The sequence below is a fragment of the Saccharopolyspora tripterygii genome (genome assembly GCF_054778355.1).
Map to the genome: position 1 here is coordinate 277,882 of NZ_BAAGZP010000018.1, position 16,186 is coordinate 294,067.

Below are 16,186 nucleotides of genomic sequence, written 5' to 3' on the forward strand. Positions count from 1 at the left end.
GCCCCGAGCCGACACACCGAAGCGACCGCGAGAAGCTGTTCCGCGCGACGCCGAGGCTGTGGCGCGCGCTGATGCGCGTCGACCGCGCGGTGATCGCGCTGACCGGGCGGCTGGTCATCACCGGCGACGTACCGGACGAGCTGCGCGGGCAGCCGCTGCTGATGGCGGCCAACCACATCGGCAACCTGGACCCGTTGGTGCTGATCGCGGCCTGCCGGGAGCGCAGGATCTCGCCGCGCTTCGTGGCCACGGGCGGCCTGTTCGACGCCCCGGTGATCGGTTCGATCATGCGCGCCGGACGGCACGTACGCGCCGACCGGGGCAAGGCGAGCGCTGCTGAAGCGCTCGGCAAGGTGGTCACCGCCCTCACCGAGGACGCGAATCCGGTTCTGGTCTACCCGGAGGGGCGGCTCACCCTGGAGCCGAACATGTGGCCCGAGCGGGGCAAGACCGGTGTGGCGCGCATGGCGCTGGCGGCGGGAACCCCGGTGATCCCGATCAGCCAGTGGGGTGCGCACGAGGCCATGTGCTACGGCATGGTCCGCGTCGAAAGCGCCCGTGACCTGTGGATCCTCTTCTCGTCCTGGCTGCGGGCGATCGTGCGCCGACCGACGATGCGGGTCCACTTCGGCGCGCCCGTGGACCTCTCCGACCTGGCCGCGGATCGCGTCGGCGACGCCGCGCGCGCCCGCGACCGCATCATGCGCGCCATCACCCAGGGCCTGATCCCGCTGCGCGTCGACGAGCCCGAGGTGCCGCTGCACCAGGACCCGACGCGCCCGGTCACCGACAAGCCCTCCCCCTGGCTGAGCCGCTGACCGACCGGGAACGCGGCCGGTCCGACCATTTTTCGCCAATCGCGACCCCTGAACCGATTCGATCTCGTTAACTGTCCACACCGCATCGCCATCACCGGCGAAAACCCGGACAGACGAGGACGATCGTGAGAAAAGCCGCCACCACCGCGCTGGCGCTCGGGCTGCTGATCGGCTTATCGCCGACGGCCGGCTCGGCAGCAGCCGCGCCGCCCGCGCCCGTATTCGACCCGGCACCGATCCAGTGGGGTCCGTGCGAGAGCGAGTCCCTGCAGAAGGCCGGTGCCGAATGCGGCACCGTCTCCGTGCCGATGGACTACGCCGACCCGGCCGGTGAGCAGATCAAGCTCGCCGTCTCGCGCGTCAAGCACACCGTCCCGGAGGACCAGTACCAGGGCGTCATGCTGGTCAACCCGGGCGGACCGGGCGGTTCCGGGCTGAACTTGAGCGTGCTCGGTTCGGCCGTGCCGAAGAACGCCGGTGCCGCCTACGACTGGATCGGCTTCGACCCCCGCGGTGTGGGCAGCAGCGAGCCCGCCCTGTCCTGCGACCCGAACTACTTCTCCTACGACCGGCCGCACTACGTCCCCGACGCGCAGCTGGAGAAGACCTGGCTGGAGCGCTCCGAGGGCTACGCGAAGGCCTGCGGCAACGCGGGCAAGCTGCTCGACCACCTCAAGACCACCGATTCGGTCGAGGACATGGAGAGCATCCGCAAGGCGCTGGGCCAGGAGCAGATCAACTACTACGGCTTCTCCTACGGCACCTACCTCGGCCAGGTCTTCAGCACGCTGCACCCGGAGCGGATGCGGCGGCTGGTGATGGACGGCGTGGTCAACGTCGAGGACATCTGGTACCAGGCGAACCTGAACCAGGACGTCGCCTTCGACCGCAACATCAAGGTCTTCTTCGACTGGGTCGCCCGCCACGACGCGACCTACCACCTGGGCAGCACCGCGGCCGATGTCGAGAAGCGCTATTACGAGCAGCTGGCAGCACTCGACCAGAAGCCGGCCGGTGATGTCATCGGTTCGGCGGAGTGGACCGACCTGTTCCTGCAGGCCGGCTACTCGACCTCGGTGTGGCCGGAGCGCGCGCAGGCGTTCGCCGCGTGGGTCAACAACGGCGACTGGGCCCCGGCCAAGGCGCTCTACGACGACACCAACACGCCGGGCGACGACAACGGCTACGCGGTCTACACGGGTGTGCAGTGCACCGACATCCAGTGGCCGACCAGCTGGGAGCAGTGGCGCAAGGACAACTGGGAGACCCACGCCAAGGCGCCCTTCGAGACCTGGGGCAACGCCTGGTACAACGCGCCGTGCCTGACCTGGCCCGCCAAGGCGGGCAAGCCCGTCGAGGTCGACGGCAGCAAGGTCGAGAGCGCGCTGCTGATCAGCGAGGAGCTGGACGCGGCGACCCCGTTCCCGGGAGCCCTGGAAGCCCGCGAGCGCTTCCCGAGCGCCAGCCTCATCAGCCTCCCCGGCGGCACGACGCACTCCAGCTCGCTGAGCGGGAACGCCTGCGAGGACGACCAGATCGCCGACTACCTGCTGACGGGCAAGCTCCCCGCCCGCCAGCCCGGCGAGGGCCCGGACACCACGTGCGAGCCCCTGCCGCAGCCGACTCCCGAGCAGGTCGGCGCCCAGTCCACCCACGGCCAACCGGCGGTCCTGCAGGAAGCCCTGCAGTCCAACCACCGCTGAGCCGACCGCACGACACGCTGAGCCACCGCACGACAACGGTCCGGTCTTCGGGGGAAGTTTTCATGAAAACTTCCCCACTCACGAAGACCGGACCGTTTTGCGTGACCCTGGAAAGACCGGGAAATCTCGTACTGGGCCTTATTTCGCGACCAGCAGGTCCATGAGGCGGGCGAGTTCGGCTTCCAGGGCTGATACCTGTTCGTCCATTCCGGACAGCTGGTGGAGCAGCGCTGCCTGGAAGACGCCGTCGAGGGTCGCGTAGGCGGCCGCCTGCGACGTGGCCGGTTCGGTGCCGGAGAGCTCGGCGTAGCGGCTGAGAACGCGCCAGATCATCTCCCGCCTGCGGCCGTCGATGTCGAGGACGTCGGCGCGGAAGGACTCGTCGAACAGGCTCTGGTTGCGCAGGTCGTACCAGAGCCTGTGCAGGTGGGCGTCGGCCTTGAGGGTCCCGAAGAACATGTCGACGAAGCCGTTCCGGAGTTCGTCGGCCGTGCCCGCATTCGCCACGACGTCGTCGTAGCGGGTCACGCAGACCTCTTCGTACTGCCGGACCGCTTGGATGATCAGGTCCCGCTTGTCCTCGAAGTAGTAGTGCAGGACGCCGTGCGAGAACTCGGAGTTCTGCGCGATCTCCCGCAGGCTCGTGCGCGCGTACCCCAGATCCGCGAGCGTCTGCAGCGTCGCGACCGCGAGCTCCCTCCGCCGGGTCTCGAACTTGTCGACCTGGCGGCGGGCGATCCGCTGCTGCTTGGTTTCGGCGACCTCGGTCACGGGCTCGTCCTGTCGGCTGGGTCCTGTGCTTCGTCTCGCTCCAGTCTATCGGCAGCGCGTTTCCTTGACACTCGTCAAAGAAATTCTTGACGACTGTCAAAATTTGCTCTTATGGTGTGACCCACCTCGCACACCCGGGCCCGGGTCGCGCATACATGCCGTCTCAAGGAGGAGATCTCGCATGACCAGTTACGACTTGTCCGGCAGAAGAGCCCTGGTCACAGGGGGTGCACGCGGCCTCGGCGCCGGGATGGCCGAGGCGCTGGCCGCCGCGGGCGCCTCGGTCGCCGTAGGAGACGTGCTCGAAGACGACGGGAAGAAGACCGCCGCATCGCTGCGCGAGAAGGGCTTCACCGCGGAGTACGTCAACCTCGACATCACCGACGAGGACAGCTGGGCCTCAGCGGTCCCGGAGGTCATCTCCTCGCTCGGCGGGTTCGACCTGCTGGTCAACAACGCCGGTGTCGAGATCACGAGTCTCGTCGCCGATCTCGACCCCGCCGACATCCGCAAGATGCTCGACGTCAACGTGCTCGGCACGGCCCTGGGCCTCAAGCACGCCTTCCGCGCCATGCGCCCGGACGGTCCGGCCGGCAACGGCGGCGCGGTGGTCAACATCGCGTCCGTCGCGGCCACCATCGCCTTCCCCGGGATCTCGATCTACTCCGCCACGAAGTCCGCGATCGACCGGCTGACCAGGGTCGCGGCCGCGGAGTCCGGGAAGCTCGGCTACGGCGTTCGCGTCAACTGCATCTACCCCGGTCTCACTCCGACCACGATGGGCAACCAGCTCGCCGCGGACTGCGCGGAGATCGGGCTGTTCCCCTCCCCCGAGGAAGCCGCCAAGGCGGTCGTGGACCTGACGCCCCAGGGCCGCCTCGGACAGGTCGACGACATGGCCGACGCGGTCGTGTTCCTGGCATCCGGGGCCGCCAAGTACATCACCGGCGCCGGCCTCGCGGTCGACGGCGGCATGGGCAGCTGACCTGCTTCTCCACTGCGAAAGGACGAGTTCGTGAGCACTGACAAGCCTGTCGTCGTCTACGGTGCCTCCGGCTACACCGGACGACTGATCTGCGAATACCTGCGCGAGTACAACATCCCGTTCCTGGCCGCCGGGCGCGATCACCAGCGCGTCAAGGAAGCCGTCGACGCGGTTCCCGGCGTGGAGACCGTGCCGCACGAGATCGTCGAGGTGGAGCACACCGCGTCGGCGCTGGCGGAGCAGTTCCGCGGCGCGAAGGTCGTGCTCAACACCGTCGGCCCGTTCGCCCGCTACGGGCACGAGGTCGTGCAGGCCTGCCTGGACATCGGTGCGCACTACACCGATACCAACGGCGAGCAGAACTGGATGATCGACGTCGAGCAGCGCTACGGCGCCGACTTCGACACCCGGAACCTGCTGCTGTCGCCCGGGATCGCGCAGATGTACACGATCGGCGAGATCGCGGCCAACGTCTGCCTGGAGACGCCCGGGCTCGACACCCTCGACATCCAGGTGTTCTGGAAGGGCTACCCGACGGTCGCCTCCACCAACACGATCCTGACCAACGCGGCGTTCGCCGACGCCCACTACCTGGAGCAGAACGAGTACCAGACCTGGCCCGCCGACGGGGGTCTGCACGACGTGGTGGTCCCGGGCCAGCACGAGCTCGGACTCGCACTGCCGTGGGGCGGCACCTCCCACCCCGTGTGGTTCAAGAACGATCCGCGGGTGGCCAACGCCCGCGCGCTCGGCGGGGTGTTCAACCGCGAGCTGATGCAGGCGGTTCCGCAGATCGTCGCCGGCGCGCTCCAGCAGATGGAGGGCAAGTCCGAGCAGGAGAAGTACGAGATCATCGACGCGACCTCGGCGCAGGTCCGCAGCGAGATGCCGCCGAGGGAGAACCCGAGGATCAACACCTCGCTCGACTCGGTGCACGCGTCCGGACCGCTCGGCCGGGTGCACTGCGTCATCCACGGCAACTGCAACTACAAGCAGACCGCGCTGCTCAACGTGCACGCCGCCGCGCACCTGCTGCAGGACAGGCCGAGGAGGGCGGGTTTCGCCTCCGGCTGCCAGGCGTTCGGGCACCGCGAACTCCTCGGCACGCTGCGCGCTTTCGGGCTCGTGATCGACCCGATCGTGCAAGTCCACCAGTGATCCGCCGTGCCGGTCGCCGATCGTCGGCGACCGGCACGCCCGACCCAGCGAGGTTGCCGTGCAGCTGGCCGAATACCTGGACAAGGGAGCCTCCCTCGGAGGCGACCGGCCCTGTCTGACCACGAGGGGCGAATCCCTCTCCTACGCCGAGGTGCAGGACGCGTCGTGGCGGACGGCCCAGGCCCTGATGGCCTGCGGGATCCGGCCCGGGGACCGCGTAGCAGTGCTGTCCGCGAACGATCCCACCGCGCTGACCAGCGTTTTCGGGATCTCCCGCGCGGGAGCGGTGTGGTGCCCGGTGAACCCGCGCAACGAGGCCTCGGAGAACCGGCAGCTGCTGGCGATGTTCGGCTGCCGGTGCCTGCTGTTCCAGGAGCGCTTCGCTCCGCTGGTGCAGCGCATCCGGGCGGAACTGCCGGAGCTGACCACGCTCGTCTGCCTCGACGGCGAGGTCGACGGCGCGCTGACCTTCGCCGACTGGATCGAGCTCGGCGACCCCGACCGCGCCGGCCCGGCGGTCGCCGGTGACGAGCTGTGCATGCTCGCCGGAACCGGTGGCACGACGGGCGAACCGAAGGGCGTGCGGCTGACCGGGACCAACATGGCCACGGCGACCGCGCTGACGCTGATGAGCTACCCGTTCGGCGACCGGCCGAGATACCTGGCGCTGGCCCCGCTCACCCACTCCGCGGGCGTGCTGACCTGGCCGATCATGTCGCTGGGCGGCGAGATCGTCATCATGCCCGAGCCAGATCTGGGCGAGTTCCTGCGGCTCGTCGAACGGCATCGCATCACGCACGCGTTCCTGCCGCCGACCGTGATCTACGGGCTGCTCGACCACCCCGATCTCGACTCCACGGACCTGAGCTCGCTGCGCTGCCTCTGGTACGGCGCCGCACCGATGTCGCCGACCCGGTTGCAGGAGGCGCTGGAGCGGATCGGCCCGGTCCTCGGCCAGCTCTTCGGCCAGACCGAGGCGCCGAACATGATCGCCACGATGGCCCCCACCGACCACTTCCGGGCGGACGGATCGATTGCGGTGGAACGACTCTCGTCAGCTGGGCGGCCGAGCCCGCTGACGCGGGTGGGCATCATGGACGAGTCCGGCGCGCTGCTGCCCGGCGGTGAGCGCGGCGAGATCGTGGTGCGCGGACCGCTCGTCATGGACGGATATCACGAGAACCCCTCCGCCACGGCCGAGGTCAGCAGGCACGGGTGGCACCACACCGGCGACATCGGTTACCTCGACGAGGACGGCTTCCTGTTCATCGTCGACCGCGCCAAGGACATGATCATCACCGGTGGTTTCAACGTGTACTCCGCCGAAGTCGAGCAGGCGCTGCGCGAGCACGAATCGGTGCAGGACTGCGCTGTGCTCGGCCTCCCGGACGAGAAGTGGGGCGAGCGCGTCACCGCGGTCGTCCAGCTCCGCGCCGGCCGGACGACCGAGCCCGACGAGCTCGCGGCGTTCGTCAAGGAGCGGTTGGGCAGCGTGAAAACGCCCAAGCAGCTGAAAATCTGGCCCGACCTGCCCAGATCGAAGATCGGCAAGGTCCTCAAGCCCGAGATCCGGAAGCAGATCCTGGGCGACTGAGCGAGTTCAGGTGAGGGGGCCGGCCGACACGCGAGGAGGGGACGCGCCGGCCGGCCCATTCGGTTTCGACGCCGGTCGGGGGCATTCGACGTCGAAACGGGCTTGCGACGCCTCACCCGGGTGGCTCTCAAATTCGCGCGAATTTGAGAGCCACCCGGGTGAACAGGCGCGGGGCGAGGGGGCTCAGGGCGAGGTCTTGTTCTACGAGGTCGGCCCCGACGCGATGCAGTGGATGTTCGAGCTCGCCAAGACCCGCAGCAGCCGAGGCCGCTGGGGCGAGTACCGCGCGGGTTGCGACATCCGAGTGACGCGGTCTCTGAACCCCATCACTCGGTAGGGTGATCGCGTTCATAATGTGCGCCGGTCCAAAACGCTGTGATCATCACAGGTGATCGCCGAAGATGGACCCAAGCCAGACGCGTCATTCGAAGTAGGGGGAACACCGCCGTGGCCGGGTTCGTAGTCGATCCAGCGGGACTGCAGAGTGCGATCAAACGCTTGGAGAAGATCCGGGACGACGCCCTCGCCATGGTCGACAGTGCAGCACGTGTCGAGCCCGGCGAGCTGACGGCCAAGGACACCTACACGAACAAGGCGCGTCTGGCGATCACCGAGCGCGCAGCGGGCGAAACGGGCTCGTTGCGGATGACGGCGCACGATCTGACCAAGAAGCTTCAAGAGAAGATCGACGCCTACAACGCGGTCCTCGCCGAGTACCAGGCTGCGGACGAGCACGGAAGTGACGTCCAGCGCCATGTCGCAAGCTAATCTTCGCGGCGTGTTCCGAACTGTGACGACGAGGAGTGAAGTGGTCAAGCGCAGCGCGATCCTCTGGGCAGGCGCAGCCTTCGTCTGCAGCGCCCTTACCGCCTGCGGCGGTGGCGGTGACACCGAAGGCTCCCCCGCACCGGAGACGCAGCAGCCAAGCGGTGTCACGATCAGCGCGCCGAAGGACGCTATGGCGGCGGACCGATGCAGCCTCCTGCCCGCCGACGCCGCGAGCGGGATCGGCCTCGCCCCGCAGGGCAAGGAGCAGTCAGATCCGCTGGATCCGGAGGCTCCCGCGCCGTGCGTCTGGAACTCCGAGGACGGCAAGAACCGCCTGTCGCTGACCCCGCTCGATGGCCGCTCGATCCAGGCGTACTACGACAACAAGTCGAAGTACGTCGATTTCCAGGAACTGTCGATCGCAGGGCACCCGTCGGTGCGGGCCAACCAGGGCGACCCGAAGCAGGACGGCACCTGCGACATCTTCCTCGCCACGAAGGAAGGGCAGATCTTGTCCGCACAAGCCCATGTGATGGACACGAGCCAAGACGCCTGCGGCATCGCGCAGAAGGCGCTCGAAGCCGGCGTTCCAACCCTTCCTGCTTCGAAGTAGTCATTGGGGGATAAGACACATGCTCGACATGTGCTACGCGAGTAGCGCTAAGGAATACCGCAAGCAGATGGGCGGGTCCCCGGACGCTGCCAGCCTGCCCGCGCCCACTGACGAGGGCGTGAAGCGCTGGGACAACGCTGCGAAGGCGTTTGACCAGATGGTCGAGGACATCGCCGCAGCGCTGCGCGATGCGGAGGCCGCGCACACGGGTCGTGCCGCCGAATCCGCCAACGCTTCGATCGCTGAGATCCAGCCGCTCGCTCGGTCGGCGGCCGAGACCTCGCGCGGGGTCAGGACAGCGCTGGAGGAGCAGAACACCTACCAGCGGGAGGCTTTTCAGGCTCTTCCCGTCAAGGACGACCCGCTGCCGAGCGGGCAGGGGGCTCTGCTGGACCCGCCGGAGAAGGGGTGGGTCGAGGACTGGAGTCTCGACTCGAACCCGGTGACCGGGTGGATGTCGGACTACGAAGAGCGGCAGCAGGCCTACGTGGACACCAACCAGCAGGCCAACCAGGTCATGGAGCGCTACAGCCAGCAGACCGAGGGCGTGATCGCGCGGTTGCCGGAGTTCCAGCCCGTCGACCAGCCGCCGCCCGCGGCTCCGCCCGCCTCGTCGTACCCGACTTCGGGCACGTATTCCGCTGGTGACAGCGGTTCCTCGTACTCGGCTGGCGCCTACTCCGCTCCGTCGAGCACGTCGTCGGCCTGGGCTTCGGCTCCGAGCTCCGCGCCCGCGGTGCACGCGCCGTCCGCGCCGCCCGCGGCGTCGAACCCGTCCTGGGCCTCGCCGAGCCCGACGGCGCCCGGGCTTCCGCCAGGTGTCGTGCGCGGTCCCGACGGCACGTTGTTCCGGCAGAACCCGCAGACCGGTGCGTGGGAACGGCAGAACCCCCACAACGGTCGCTGGGCGCCCTCCCCCAACGGCGGCCCCGGTGGACGTCGCGGTGCCGAAGGCGCCGGAGCGCCCGTGGGGCGCGGCGCCGGTGGCCGGGCCGGAATGGGCGGTCTCGGTGGTGCCGGCGGGGCGAACGCCGCAGGTGGTGCCGCTGGTCGCGGCGGCCAGGCCGGTGCGCCCGGAGCGGGCGTCGGTGCCGGGCGCGGCAAGCAGGGCGAGTCCGAGGAGCAGGAGCACGAGCGTCCCGGCTGGTTGGTCGAGCAGGACGACGTGTTCACCAACGACATGCAGCGCACCGCGCCAGCGGTCTTCGGTGACGCCGACCGAGGCCGGTGATTCGTGGCCAGGCGTGAGCTGAGCTTGCCTCCCGCTGCCGCGAACTACCTCTGCACCCGGTTCGACCTGCAACTCCACCCGCTGCTGCGGGTGGGCTGGCTTCCGCTGGACGCCACCGAGTCTCAACGCCGCGAGGCGGCTGAGCTCGGTCGGCGCCAGCTCGTCCAGCAGAGCCTGTTCGACGGCGACGAGCTGCACCCGTTCGTCGAGGAGGCGGTCCACCTGCTGGCCCGGCCGCCGCTGGCGATCGGGCTCGCGGTCAACGCGCGGGACGGTGAGAACTTCAACGCCGTGCTCGTCGAGTACGGGCGCAGCACCGTCCAGGCCTACCAGGCCGACGGCGACACCCCCGACGACCTGCGGGACATCCGCGTCAAGCGGCACGAGCACGGCGGACTCGCGGGCAACGCCGTCAACCTGCTCGGCAAGGTCACCGCGGCCGACGGCACGTCGGTGTCCGTTCCGTACGCGCACATCGAGCGGGTGAGCAAGCGGATGGGCGGCTCGGCGCGGACCCTGTCGGCCGCGCTGGGCTACGCGGGAATCCGCGGTGCGCAAGCGACGACCCTGACCGAGGCGTTCACCGCGAAGCGCAGTCTGGAAGGTCTCATCACCGTGCGCGCCTACGACCGGAAGGTGCGGCGGACGCGTTCGCTGCCGTTCAACGTGCAGTTCTTCGCCACCGAGGCCGGCTGCTACCTCGCCCAGCGCAAGCCCGGCCGGGACGGGCAGGAGTGGTACACGCTGGCGCCGGCGGACTCCCGGAAGCTCATCGGGACCGTCAACGAGATGATCCGGCTCCTCACGAGCCCGACCGCGCGGGTCTGAGACGCGAAGCGGGGCCGACCCGTTCTCGACAGGTCCGCCCCGCTCCTGCGTTCCCCGGTCAGCCTTCGGTGATCGGCGCGTTGACGCAGGCGCTGTCCTGCGGGGACGCGATCGGGGCCGTCACCCCCAGGACGGCCGCGTTGTTGCCGCACAGCTGGACCGGCACCGCGCTCACGTTGTTGTCGTTGAGCAGGTTGACCCCGTCGTTGTCCGAGCTGTCAGCGAATGCCGGGCCCCCGATGGCCATGAGTGCAGTTGCAGCGGCGGCAGCGCCGAGAAGTCGAGCGGAAGTACGCACCTTCAGACCCCAATCTCTCCGAGTGGTTTTCCCGCGGAACGAAGAAAGCTCGAACCGGCGGGATTCACCCTGGCAGCGGACCTGTAGCCCAGCTCGGTGGGTCACGCCAAGGTGCCACGCAGTCCACTCGGGAGGTGTTCGAAAACACCCAGGGTGCACAGCGGATTCGGACATTCCTCGGAGGACATCTCGCACGACCGAGTAACGGGGGATCGGAACCGGGCACTGATCAGGACGTGCCCCGCAGCGCAGCCGGTCACCCGGAGTGATACGCGCAGACGAACGGGGTGGCCCGGAAGGATTTCCGAGCCACCCCGTTCGAGTCAGCAGGTCAGGATCCGACGGGCAGCACGTTCGGCACGATCATCGGGCGCCTGCGGTACTTCTCCGCCACCCAGCGGCCGACCACCCGGCGCACCGCCTGCGCGATGCGGTGCGTGTCGGTGATGCCCTCGGACTCGGTGCGCGCGAGCTCCATCTCCACCAGCGGCACCACTTCGTCCAGGGCCTTCGGGTCGTCGGAGAAACCGCGACCGGAGATCGTGGGCGGGGAGACCGCGCGCCCGTTCGTCACGTCCACCGCGACCGTGATCGCGATGAACCCGCCTTCGCCCAGCACCAACCGGTCCGACAGCGTCGATTCACCGACGTCGCCCACCGACAGGCCGTCGACGTAGACGTGACCGACCTCGACGCGGCCCGCGATGCTCGCGATGCCGTCGACCAGGTCCACCACCACACCGTCCTCGGCGATGACCACCCGGTCCGCGGGAACACCCGTCAGCGTGGCCAGTTCGGCGTTCGCGCGCAGGTGGCGCCACTCGCCGTGCACCGGCATCACGTTGCTCGGGCGGACCGCGTTGTAGAGGTACAGCAGCTCGCCGGCGGAGGCGTGACCGGACACGTGGACCTTCGCGTGGCCCTGGTGCACCACCTGGGCACCGAGCCGCACCAGCCCGTTGACCACGCCGAACACGGCCGTCTCGTTGCCGGGGATCATCGAGCTCGCCAGCACCACGGTGTCACCGGCGCGGATGCCGATCTGCTTGTGCTCGCCGCGCGCCATCCGCGACAGCGCCGACAGCGGCTCGCCCTGCGAGCCCGTCGAGACGAACGCGACCTCTTCCTCGGGCATCTCCAGCGCCTGGTCGAGGTCGACGAGCAGCCCCTCGGGCACGTTGAGCATGCCCAGGTCGGCGGCGATGCCCATGTTGCGCACCATCGACCGGCCCACGAAGCAGACCTTGCGGCTGTGCTTCTCGGCGACCTCCAGCACCTGCTGCACGCGGTGCACGTGGCTGGCGAAGCAGGCCACGATGACCCGCTGCGTCGCGTGGCCGATCACCCGGTCCAGCACCGGGCCGATCTCGCGCTCCGGCGTGACGAAGCCCGGCACCTCGGCGTTGGTGGAGTCGACGAGGAACAGGTCCACGCCTTCGTCGCCCAGCCGGGAGAACCCGGCCAGGTCGGTCAGCCGGCTGTCCAGCGGCAGCTGGTCCAGCTTGATGTCACCGGTGTGCAGCACGACGCCCGCAGGCGTGCGGATGGCCACCGCCAGCGCGTCCGGGATCGAGTGGTTGACGGCGAAGAACTCCAGGCCGAAGACGCCGTGCGAGCTGTGCTGCCCCTCGGCGACCTCGATCAGCTGCGGGCTCAGCCGGTGCTCGCGGCACTTGGCCGCCAGCAGCGCCAGGGTGAACTTGGAACCGACGACCGGCAGGTCCGGCCGCAGCCGCAGCAGGAACGGCACAGCGCCGATGTGGTCCTCGTGGCCGTGCGTGAGCACCAGGGCCTCGATGTCGTCCAGCCGGTCCTCGATGGCACCGAAATCCGGCAGGATCAGGTCCACACCGGGCTGCTCGTCCTCCGGGAACAGCACGCCGCAGTCGACGATGAGCAGTCGGCCCTCGTACTCGAAGACCGTCATGTTCCGGCCGACCTCGCCGATGCCACCGAGCGCGACGACCCTGAGACCACCTTCGGCCAGCGGGCGTGGCGGTGCCGACGAAGTCGGCGTCACCGGGTGGTACTCGGAGGCTGTCGCCTGTGCGCTCAACGCTGTGTCACCTCTGTGCTGCGTCCGGGTTGACCAATACCAGGCCAGCATCCCACAGGTCGCTGGTGATCAACCGCACCTGCTCCTCCGTGGCGCCCGGCAGCGGCAGCCGCGGCAGGCCCGTCTCGTAGCCGCACAGCCGCAGCGCCGTCTTGGCGAAGATGACGCCGCCGACGAAGTTCATCGACCGGTAGACCGGCAGGAGTCCCTTGTGGACTTCCAGAGCGCCTGCGACGTCACCGGATTCGTACGCGTCGAGCATCTTGCGGAGCCGGTCGCCGACCACGTGGCCGATCACGCTGACGAAGCCGACGGCACCCACCGACAGCCACGGCAGGTTCAGCGGGTCCTCGCCGGAGTAGTAGGCCAGGCCCGCGTCGTTCATGGCCTCGCTGCCCGCCCACAGGTCGTGCTTGGAGTCCTTGACCGCGACGATCTGCGGGTGCTCGGCCAGCCGCTTGAGGGTGTCGACCTGGATCGGCACGACGCTGCGCGGCGGGATGTCGTAGAGCATCACCGGCAGCTCGGTGGCGTCGGCGACGGTCCAGAAGTGCTGGTAGACGCCTTCCTGCGGCGGCCTGGAGTAGTACGGGGTCACGACCAGGAGGCCGTGCGCACCGGCCTTCTCGGCGGAGCGCGCCAGCTCCACGGAGTGCTCGGTGTTGTTGGTGCCGGCACCGGCGACGACGGTCGCCCGGTCACCCACGGCCTCGACCACCGCGCGCAGGAGCTGCTCCTTCTCCCGGTCGGTGGTGGTGGGGCTCTCACCGGTGGTGCCGTTCACGACCAACCCGTCGTTGCCGACGTTGTCGACCAGGTAGGCGGCGAGCTCTTGGGCCACCTTCAGATCGACTTTCCCGTCTTCGTCGAACGGCGTGACCATGGCGGTCAGGACGCGGCCGAACGGGCGGCCCGGAATGGCGGTAGGGCAGTCGGTCATGGCCCCGACGCTACCTGGTCAGGGGCCTGCGGAAGACAGCCGACCGAGCTGAACCGAGCCCGCCGGAAAGCCGTTTCCGACAGGCCCGATCAGGCGTGTTTCTTTCGGTTGATCACGCCTATGACGAGGAGTTTTTCAGAACGAGCGGCGCAGGTCCTGCATCGCCATGATGTCGGCCTCGTTGCCCTCGAAGGTGATCTTCGCTTCACTCCGGCCGAAGGCGTACAGGAGGAGTTCGGAGGTCTCGCCGACGATGCGGACGGTGCGCGGACCGCGCTTGGCCTGGATCTCGGTGCCGTCGGGGCGGCGCAGCACCACGCCCACCGGGCTGCGGCCGTAGAACATCCGCGCGACCCTGCTCAGCGACTTCCACAGCGCCTCGTCGCGGACCTCCTCGGACGGGCGCGGCTGCCAGCCCGGCTGAGCTCGGCGAACGTCCTCGTGGTGCACGAAGAACTCGGCGGCGTTGACGGTCTCGTCGACCCCGCCGATGCTCATCGGGTTCCACTTGGGCGGCCCCTGACGGACCTGGTCGACCAGCTCCGGCCAGGCGAGCTGGCGGAGCTCCTGCTCGGCGCGCTCACCGCGCTCGGCGAGCGCCTTGATCAGACGACCGGCCATCGCGTCGGGCCGGCGCTCGCGCACCACGAGGTGCACCGCGAGGTCCCTGGTCTTCCACCCCTCGCACAGAGTCGGCGCGTCCGGACCGATCTGATCGAACAGCTCGCACAACAGCTTGCGTTCATCGCTGGCCACACCCATGGCGCCCACTCTAAACGCCGATCTTCCGGGGCGTCGGACGTGGCGGCTATCGAAACGAAAACGGCACCCGGGGTTTCCCCGGGCGCCGTTCTCAACCCCGTGGCGGCTGCGAGCCGACCACAGATCAAACCGATGATCAGCCCTCGGTGACGAAGGGGCTGGAGGCCACCTCGGTGCCGTCCTTGAGCGTGGTGATCTCGAAGTCGCTGAAGACGTTCGACACGGCCTTCTGGAGCTGCTTGAGGCACTCCACGGCCAGGCCGCGGATCTCCACGTCGGCGTGCTCGGACGCGCGCATCGCGATGAAGTGGCGCCACGCGCGGTAGTTGCCGGTGACCACGATGCGGGTCTCGGTGGCGTTGGGCAGCACCGAGCGCGCCGCCTGCCGCGCCTGCTTGCGGCGCAGCGTCATCTTCGGCTCGTCGGCGAACTTCTCCTCCAGCGCCGCCAGCAGGTCGCTGTAGGCCTGCACGCTCGCCTCGGCGGCCTGCACGAACTTCTCGTGCAGCTCCGGGTCCTCGGCGATGACGTCGGGCTCGACCATCGCGGCGTCGCGCTCCGGGACGTAGCGCTGCGAGAGCTGCGAGTAGGAGAAGTGCCGGTGCCGGATCAGCTCGTGGGTCAACGAGCGCGACATCCCGGTCAGGTAGAAGGACACCGAACCGTGCTCCAGCACGGACAGGTGGCCCACCTCCAGGATGTGCTTGAGGTATCCGGCGTTGGTGGCGGTCGCCGGGTTCGGCTTGCGCCACGACTGGTAGCACGCGCGACCGGCGAACTCGGCCAGCGCCTGCCCACCGTCGGCGTCGGTCGACCAGTCCACGTCTTCCGGCGGGAAGAACTCGGTCTTGCCGATCAGCTGCACTTTCGGCCGCACGATCTCGGTCACGACTGGCGCGCCCCTTTCCCTGCTCTCACGACTCCCCATGTGTTGCCCGAAAGCCTAACCGCCGGACCCGACAAGATCGCCTGACGCCAGTTGACACCATCGGGCGGTTGCATGACGTCACATGTGCCGCCATAGTGGCGTCATGGATCTGAACCCTTACATCGACCAGCTTCGCGAAGACCTCACCTCGGCCGCTGCCGCCGGCGACGACCAGACGCGGCAGACGGCGGCGGTGCTGTCCGGCGCGATCGAGCCGGCCGCCAGGCTGGCGATCATGAACGCGCTGTCCGACCTGGCGGCCGAGGTCACGACGAACCTCGACGGGCAGGTCGTGGACCTCCGCTTGGACGGCCGCGACCTCCGCGTCGTGGTCAGCGGTGGCCGCGGACCGGCCCCCGTCGACGACGAGGAGACCGAGCCACCGCCTCCCCCGCCGCCCAGCGGCGACAACGGCGACATCAGCCGGATCACGCTCCGGCTGATGGAGGAGATCAAGTCCCAGGCCGAGCAGGCGGCGTCCACGCAGGGCGTGTCGCTGAACACCTTCGTCGCGCAGGCGGTGCAGGGCGCACTGCACGGGCGCGAGCGCGGCGGGCCGTGGGACCGGCCGGGGCGCGGCGGCCGCGGACGCGGGCACGGACACGGGCGTGGCCGCGGTGGACCGTGGGACGGCCCCGGCTTCGGCGGCCCGCGCGGCGGATGGCCCGGCGGCGAGGGCGGCGGCTCCCACGTCCGCGGCTGGGTCCAGGGCTGACCGGATCACGTGGCGGAA

16 protein-coding genes are annotated in these 16,186 nt (G+C 69.1%); 10 read left to right on the top strand and 6 right to left on the bottom strand.

Annotation, left to right across the window (positions count from 1 at the left end):
* Window positions 1-71: 71 nt before the first annotated feature.
* The gene (locus tag ACYVF3_RS15130; RefSeq protein ID WP_461155000.1) at window positions 72-818 is read left to right on the top strand and encodes a lysophospholipid acyltransferase family protein; all 747 of its coding nucleotides are present in this window, start codon (window positions 72-74) and stop codon (window positions 816-818) included.
* Window positions 819-943: 125 nt separating this feature from the next.
* A complete protein-coding gene (locus ACYVF3_RS15135; protein ID WP_461154856.1) occupies window positions 944-2,521 on the top strand; it encodes an alpha/beta hydrolase in 1,578 nt (525 codons plus the stop codon).
* Between the two features lie 138 nt (window positions 2,522-2,659).
* Here the strand turns inward: ACYVF3_RS15135 and ACYVF3_RS15140 are convergent, their stop codons facing one another.
* Window positions 2,660-3,292, bottom strand: a complete 633-nt coding sequence (locus ACYVF3_RS15140) for a TetR/AcrR family transcriptional regulator (RefSeq protein ID WP_461154857.1) — start codon at window positions 3,290-3,292, stop codon at window positions 2,660-2,662.
* A gap of 181 nt (window positions 3,293-3,473) precedes the next feature.
* Between ACYVF3_RS15140 and ACYVF3_RS15145 the strand changes: the two genes are divergently transcribed.
* From ACYVF3_RS15145 to ACYVF3_RS15175, 7 genes are all read left to right on the top strand, one after another.
* On the top strand, window positions 3,474-4,277 hold the full coding sequence (locus ACYVF3_RS15145; RefSeq protein ID WP_461154858.1) for an SDR family NAD(P)-dependent oxidoreductase: 804 nt from the start codon (window positions 3,474-3,476) through the stop codon (window positions 4,275-4,277).
* A gap of 30 nt (window positions 4,278-4,307) precedes the next feature.
* Window positions 4,308-5,435 carry a DUF5938 domain-containing protein gene (locus ACYVF3_RS15150; RefSeq protein ID WP_461154859.1) on the top strand — a complete coding sequence of 376 codons (1,128 nt, stop codon included), beginning with the start codon at window positions 4,308-4,310 and terminating at the stop codon, window positions 5,433-5,435.
* A gap of 58 nt (window positions 5,436-5,493) precedes the next feature.
* Window positions 5,494-7,029 (top strand): acyl-CoA synthetase, encoded by a 1,536-nt coding sequence (locus tag ACYVF3_RS15155; RefSeq protein WP_461154860.1) that lies wholly within the window; start codon window positions 5,494-5,496, stop codon window positions 7,027-7,029.
* 447 nt (window positions 7,030-7,476) lie between these two features.
* On the top strand, window positions 7,477-7,797 hold the full coding sequence (locus ACYVF3_RS15160; protein WP_461154861.1) for a hypothetical protein: 321 nt from the start codon (window positions 7,477-7,479) through the stop codon (window positions 7,795-7,797).
* Between the two features lie 40 nt (window positions 7,798-7,837).
* Window positions 7,838-8,410 (top strand): DUF3558 domain-containing protein, encoded by a 573-nt coding sequence (locus ACYVF3_RS15165; RefSeq protein WP_461154862.1) that lies wholly within the window; start codon window positions 7,838-7,840, stop codon window positions 8,408-8,410.
* A 19-nt stretch (window positions 8,411-8,429) separates the two neighbouring features.
* Complete coding sequence (locus ACYVF3_RS15170; RefSeq protein WP_461154863.1) at window positions 8,430-9,641, top strand: hypothetical protein; 1,212 nt, start codon at window positions 8,430-8,432, stop codon at window positions 9,639-9,641.
* Window positions 9,642-9,644: 3 nt separating this feature from the next.
* A complete protein-coding gene (locus ACYVF3_RS15175; protein WP_461154864.1) occupies window positions 9,645-10,469 on the top strand; it encodes an ESX secretion-associated protein EspG in 825 nt (274 codons plus the stop codon).
* 58 nt (window positions 10,470-10,527) lie between these two features.
* Here the strand turns inward: ACYVF3_RS15175 and ACYVF3_RS15180 are convergent, their stop codons facing one another.
* The 5 genes from ACYVF3_RS15180 to thyX all read right to left on the bottom strand — a co-directional run bounded on the left by ACYVF3_RS15180 (window position 10,528) and on the right by thyX (window position 15,414).
* Complete coding sequence (locus tag ACYVF3_RS15180; protein WP_246537957.1) at window positions 10,528-10,716, bottom strand: hypothetical protein; 189 nt, start codon at window positions 10,714-10,716, stop codon at window positions 10,528-10,530.
* A gap of 382 nt (window positions 10,717-11,098) precedes the next feature.
* Window positions 11,099-12,787 carry a ribonuclease J gene (locus ACYVF3_RS15185; RefSeq protein WP_461155001.1) on the bottom strand — a complete coding sequence of 563 codons (1,689 nt, stop codon included), beginning with the start codon at window positions 12,785-12,787 and terminating at the stop codon, window positions 11,099-11,101.
* Window positions 12,788-12,830: 43 nt separating this feature from the next.
* Entirely contained in the window at window positions 12,831-13,763 is a 933-nt protein-coding gene (gene dapA / locus ACYVF3_RS15190) for a 4-hydroxy-tetrahydrodipicolinate synthase (protein WP_461154865.1), read from the bottom strand.
* A gap of 135 nt (window positions 13,764-13,898) precedes the next feature.
* Window positions 13,899-14,525: a TIGR03085 family metal-binding protein gene (locus ACYVF3_RS15195; RefSeq protein WP_461154866.1), complete on the bottom strand. Its 627-nt coding sequence runs from the start codon at window positions 14,523-14,525 to the stop codon at window positions 13,899-13,901.
* Between the two features lie 136 nt (window positions 14,526-14,661).
* Entirely contained in the window at window positions 14,662-15,414 is a 753-nt protein-coding gene (thyX, locus tag ACYVF3_RS15200) for an FAD-dependent thymidylate synthase (RefSeq protein ID WP_461154867.1), read from the bottom strand.
* 142 nt (window positions 15,415-15,556) lie between these two features.
* Here thyX and ACYVF3_RS15205 point away from each other — a divergent pair, with 142 nt between their 5' ends.
* Window positions 15,557-16,168 carry a toxin-antitoxin system HicB family antitoxin gene (locus ACYVF3_RS15205; RefSeq protein WP_461154868.1) on the top strand — a complete coding sequence of 204 codons (612 nt, stop codon included), beginning with the start codon at window positions 15,557-15,559 and terminating at the stop codon, window positions 16,166-16,168.
* Window positions 16,169-16,186: the final 18 nt, after the last annotated feature.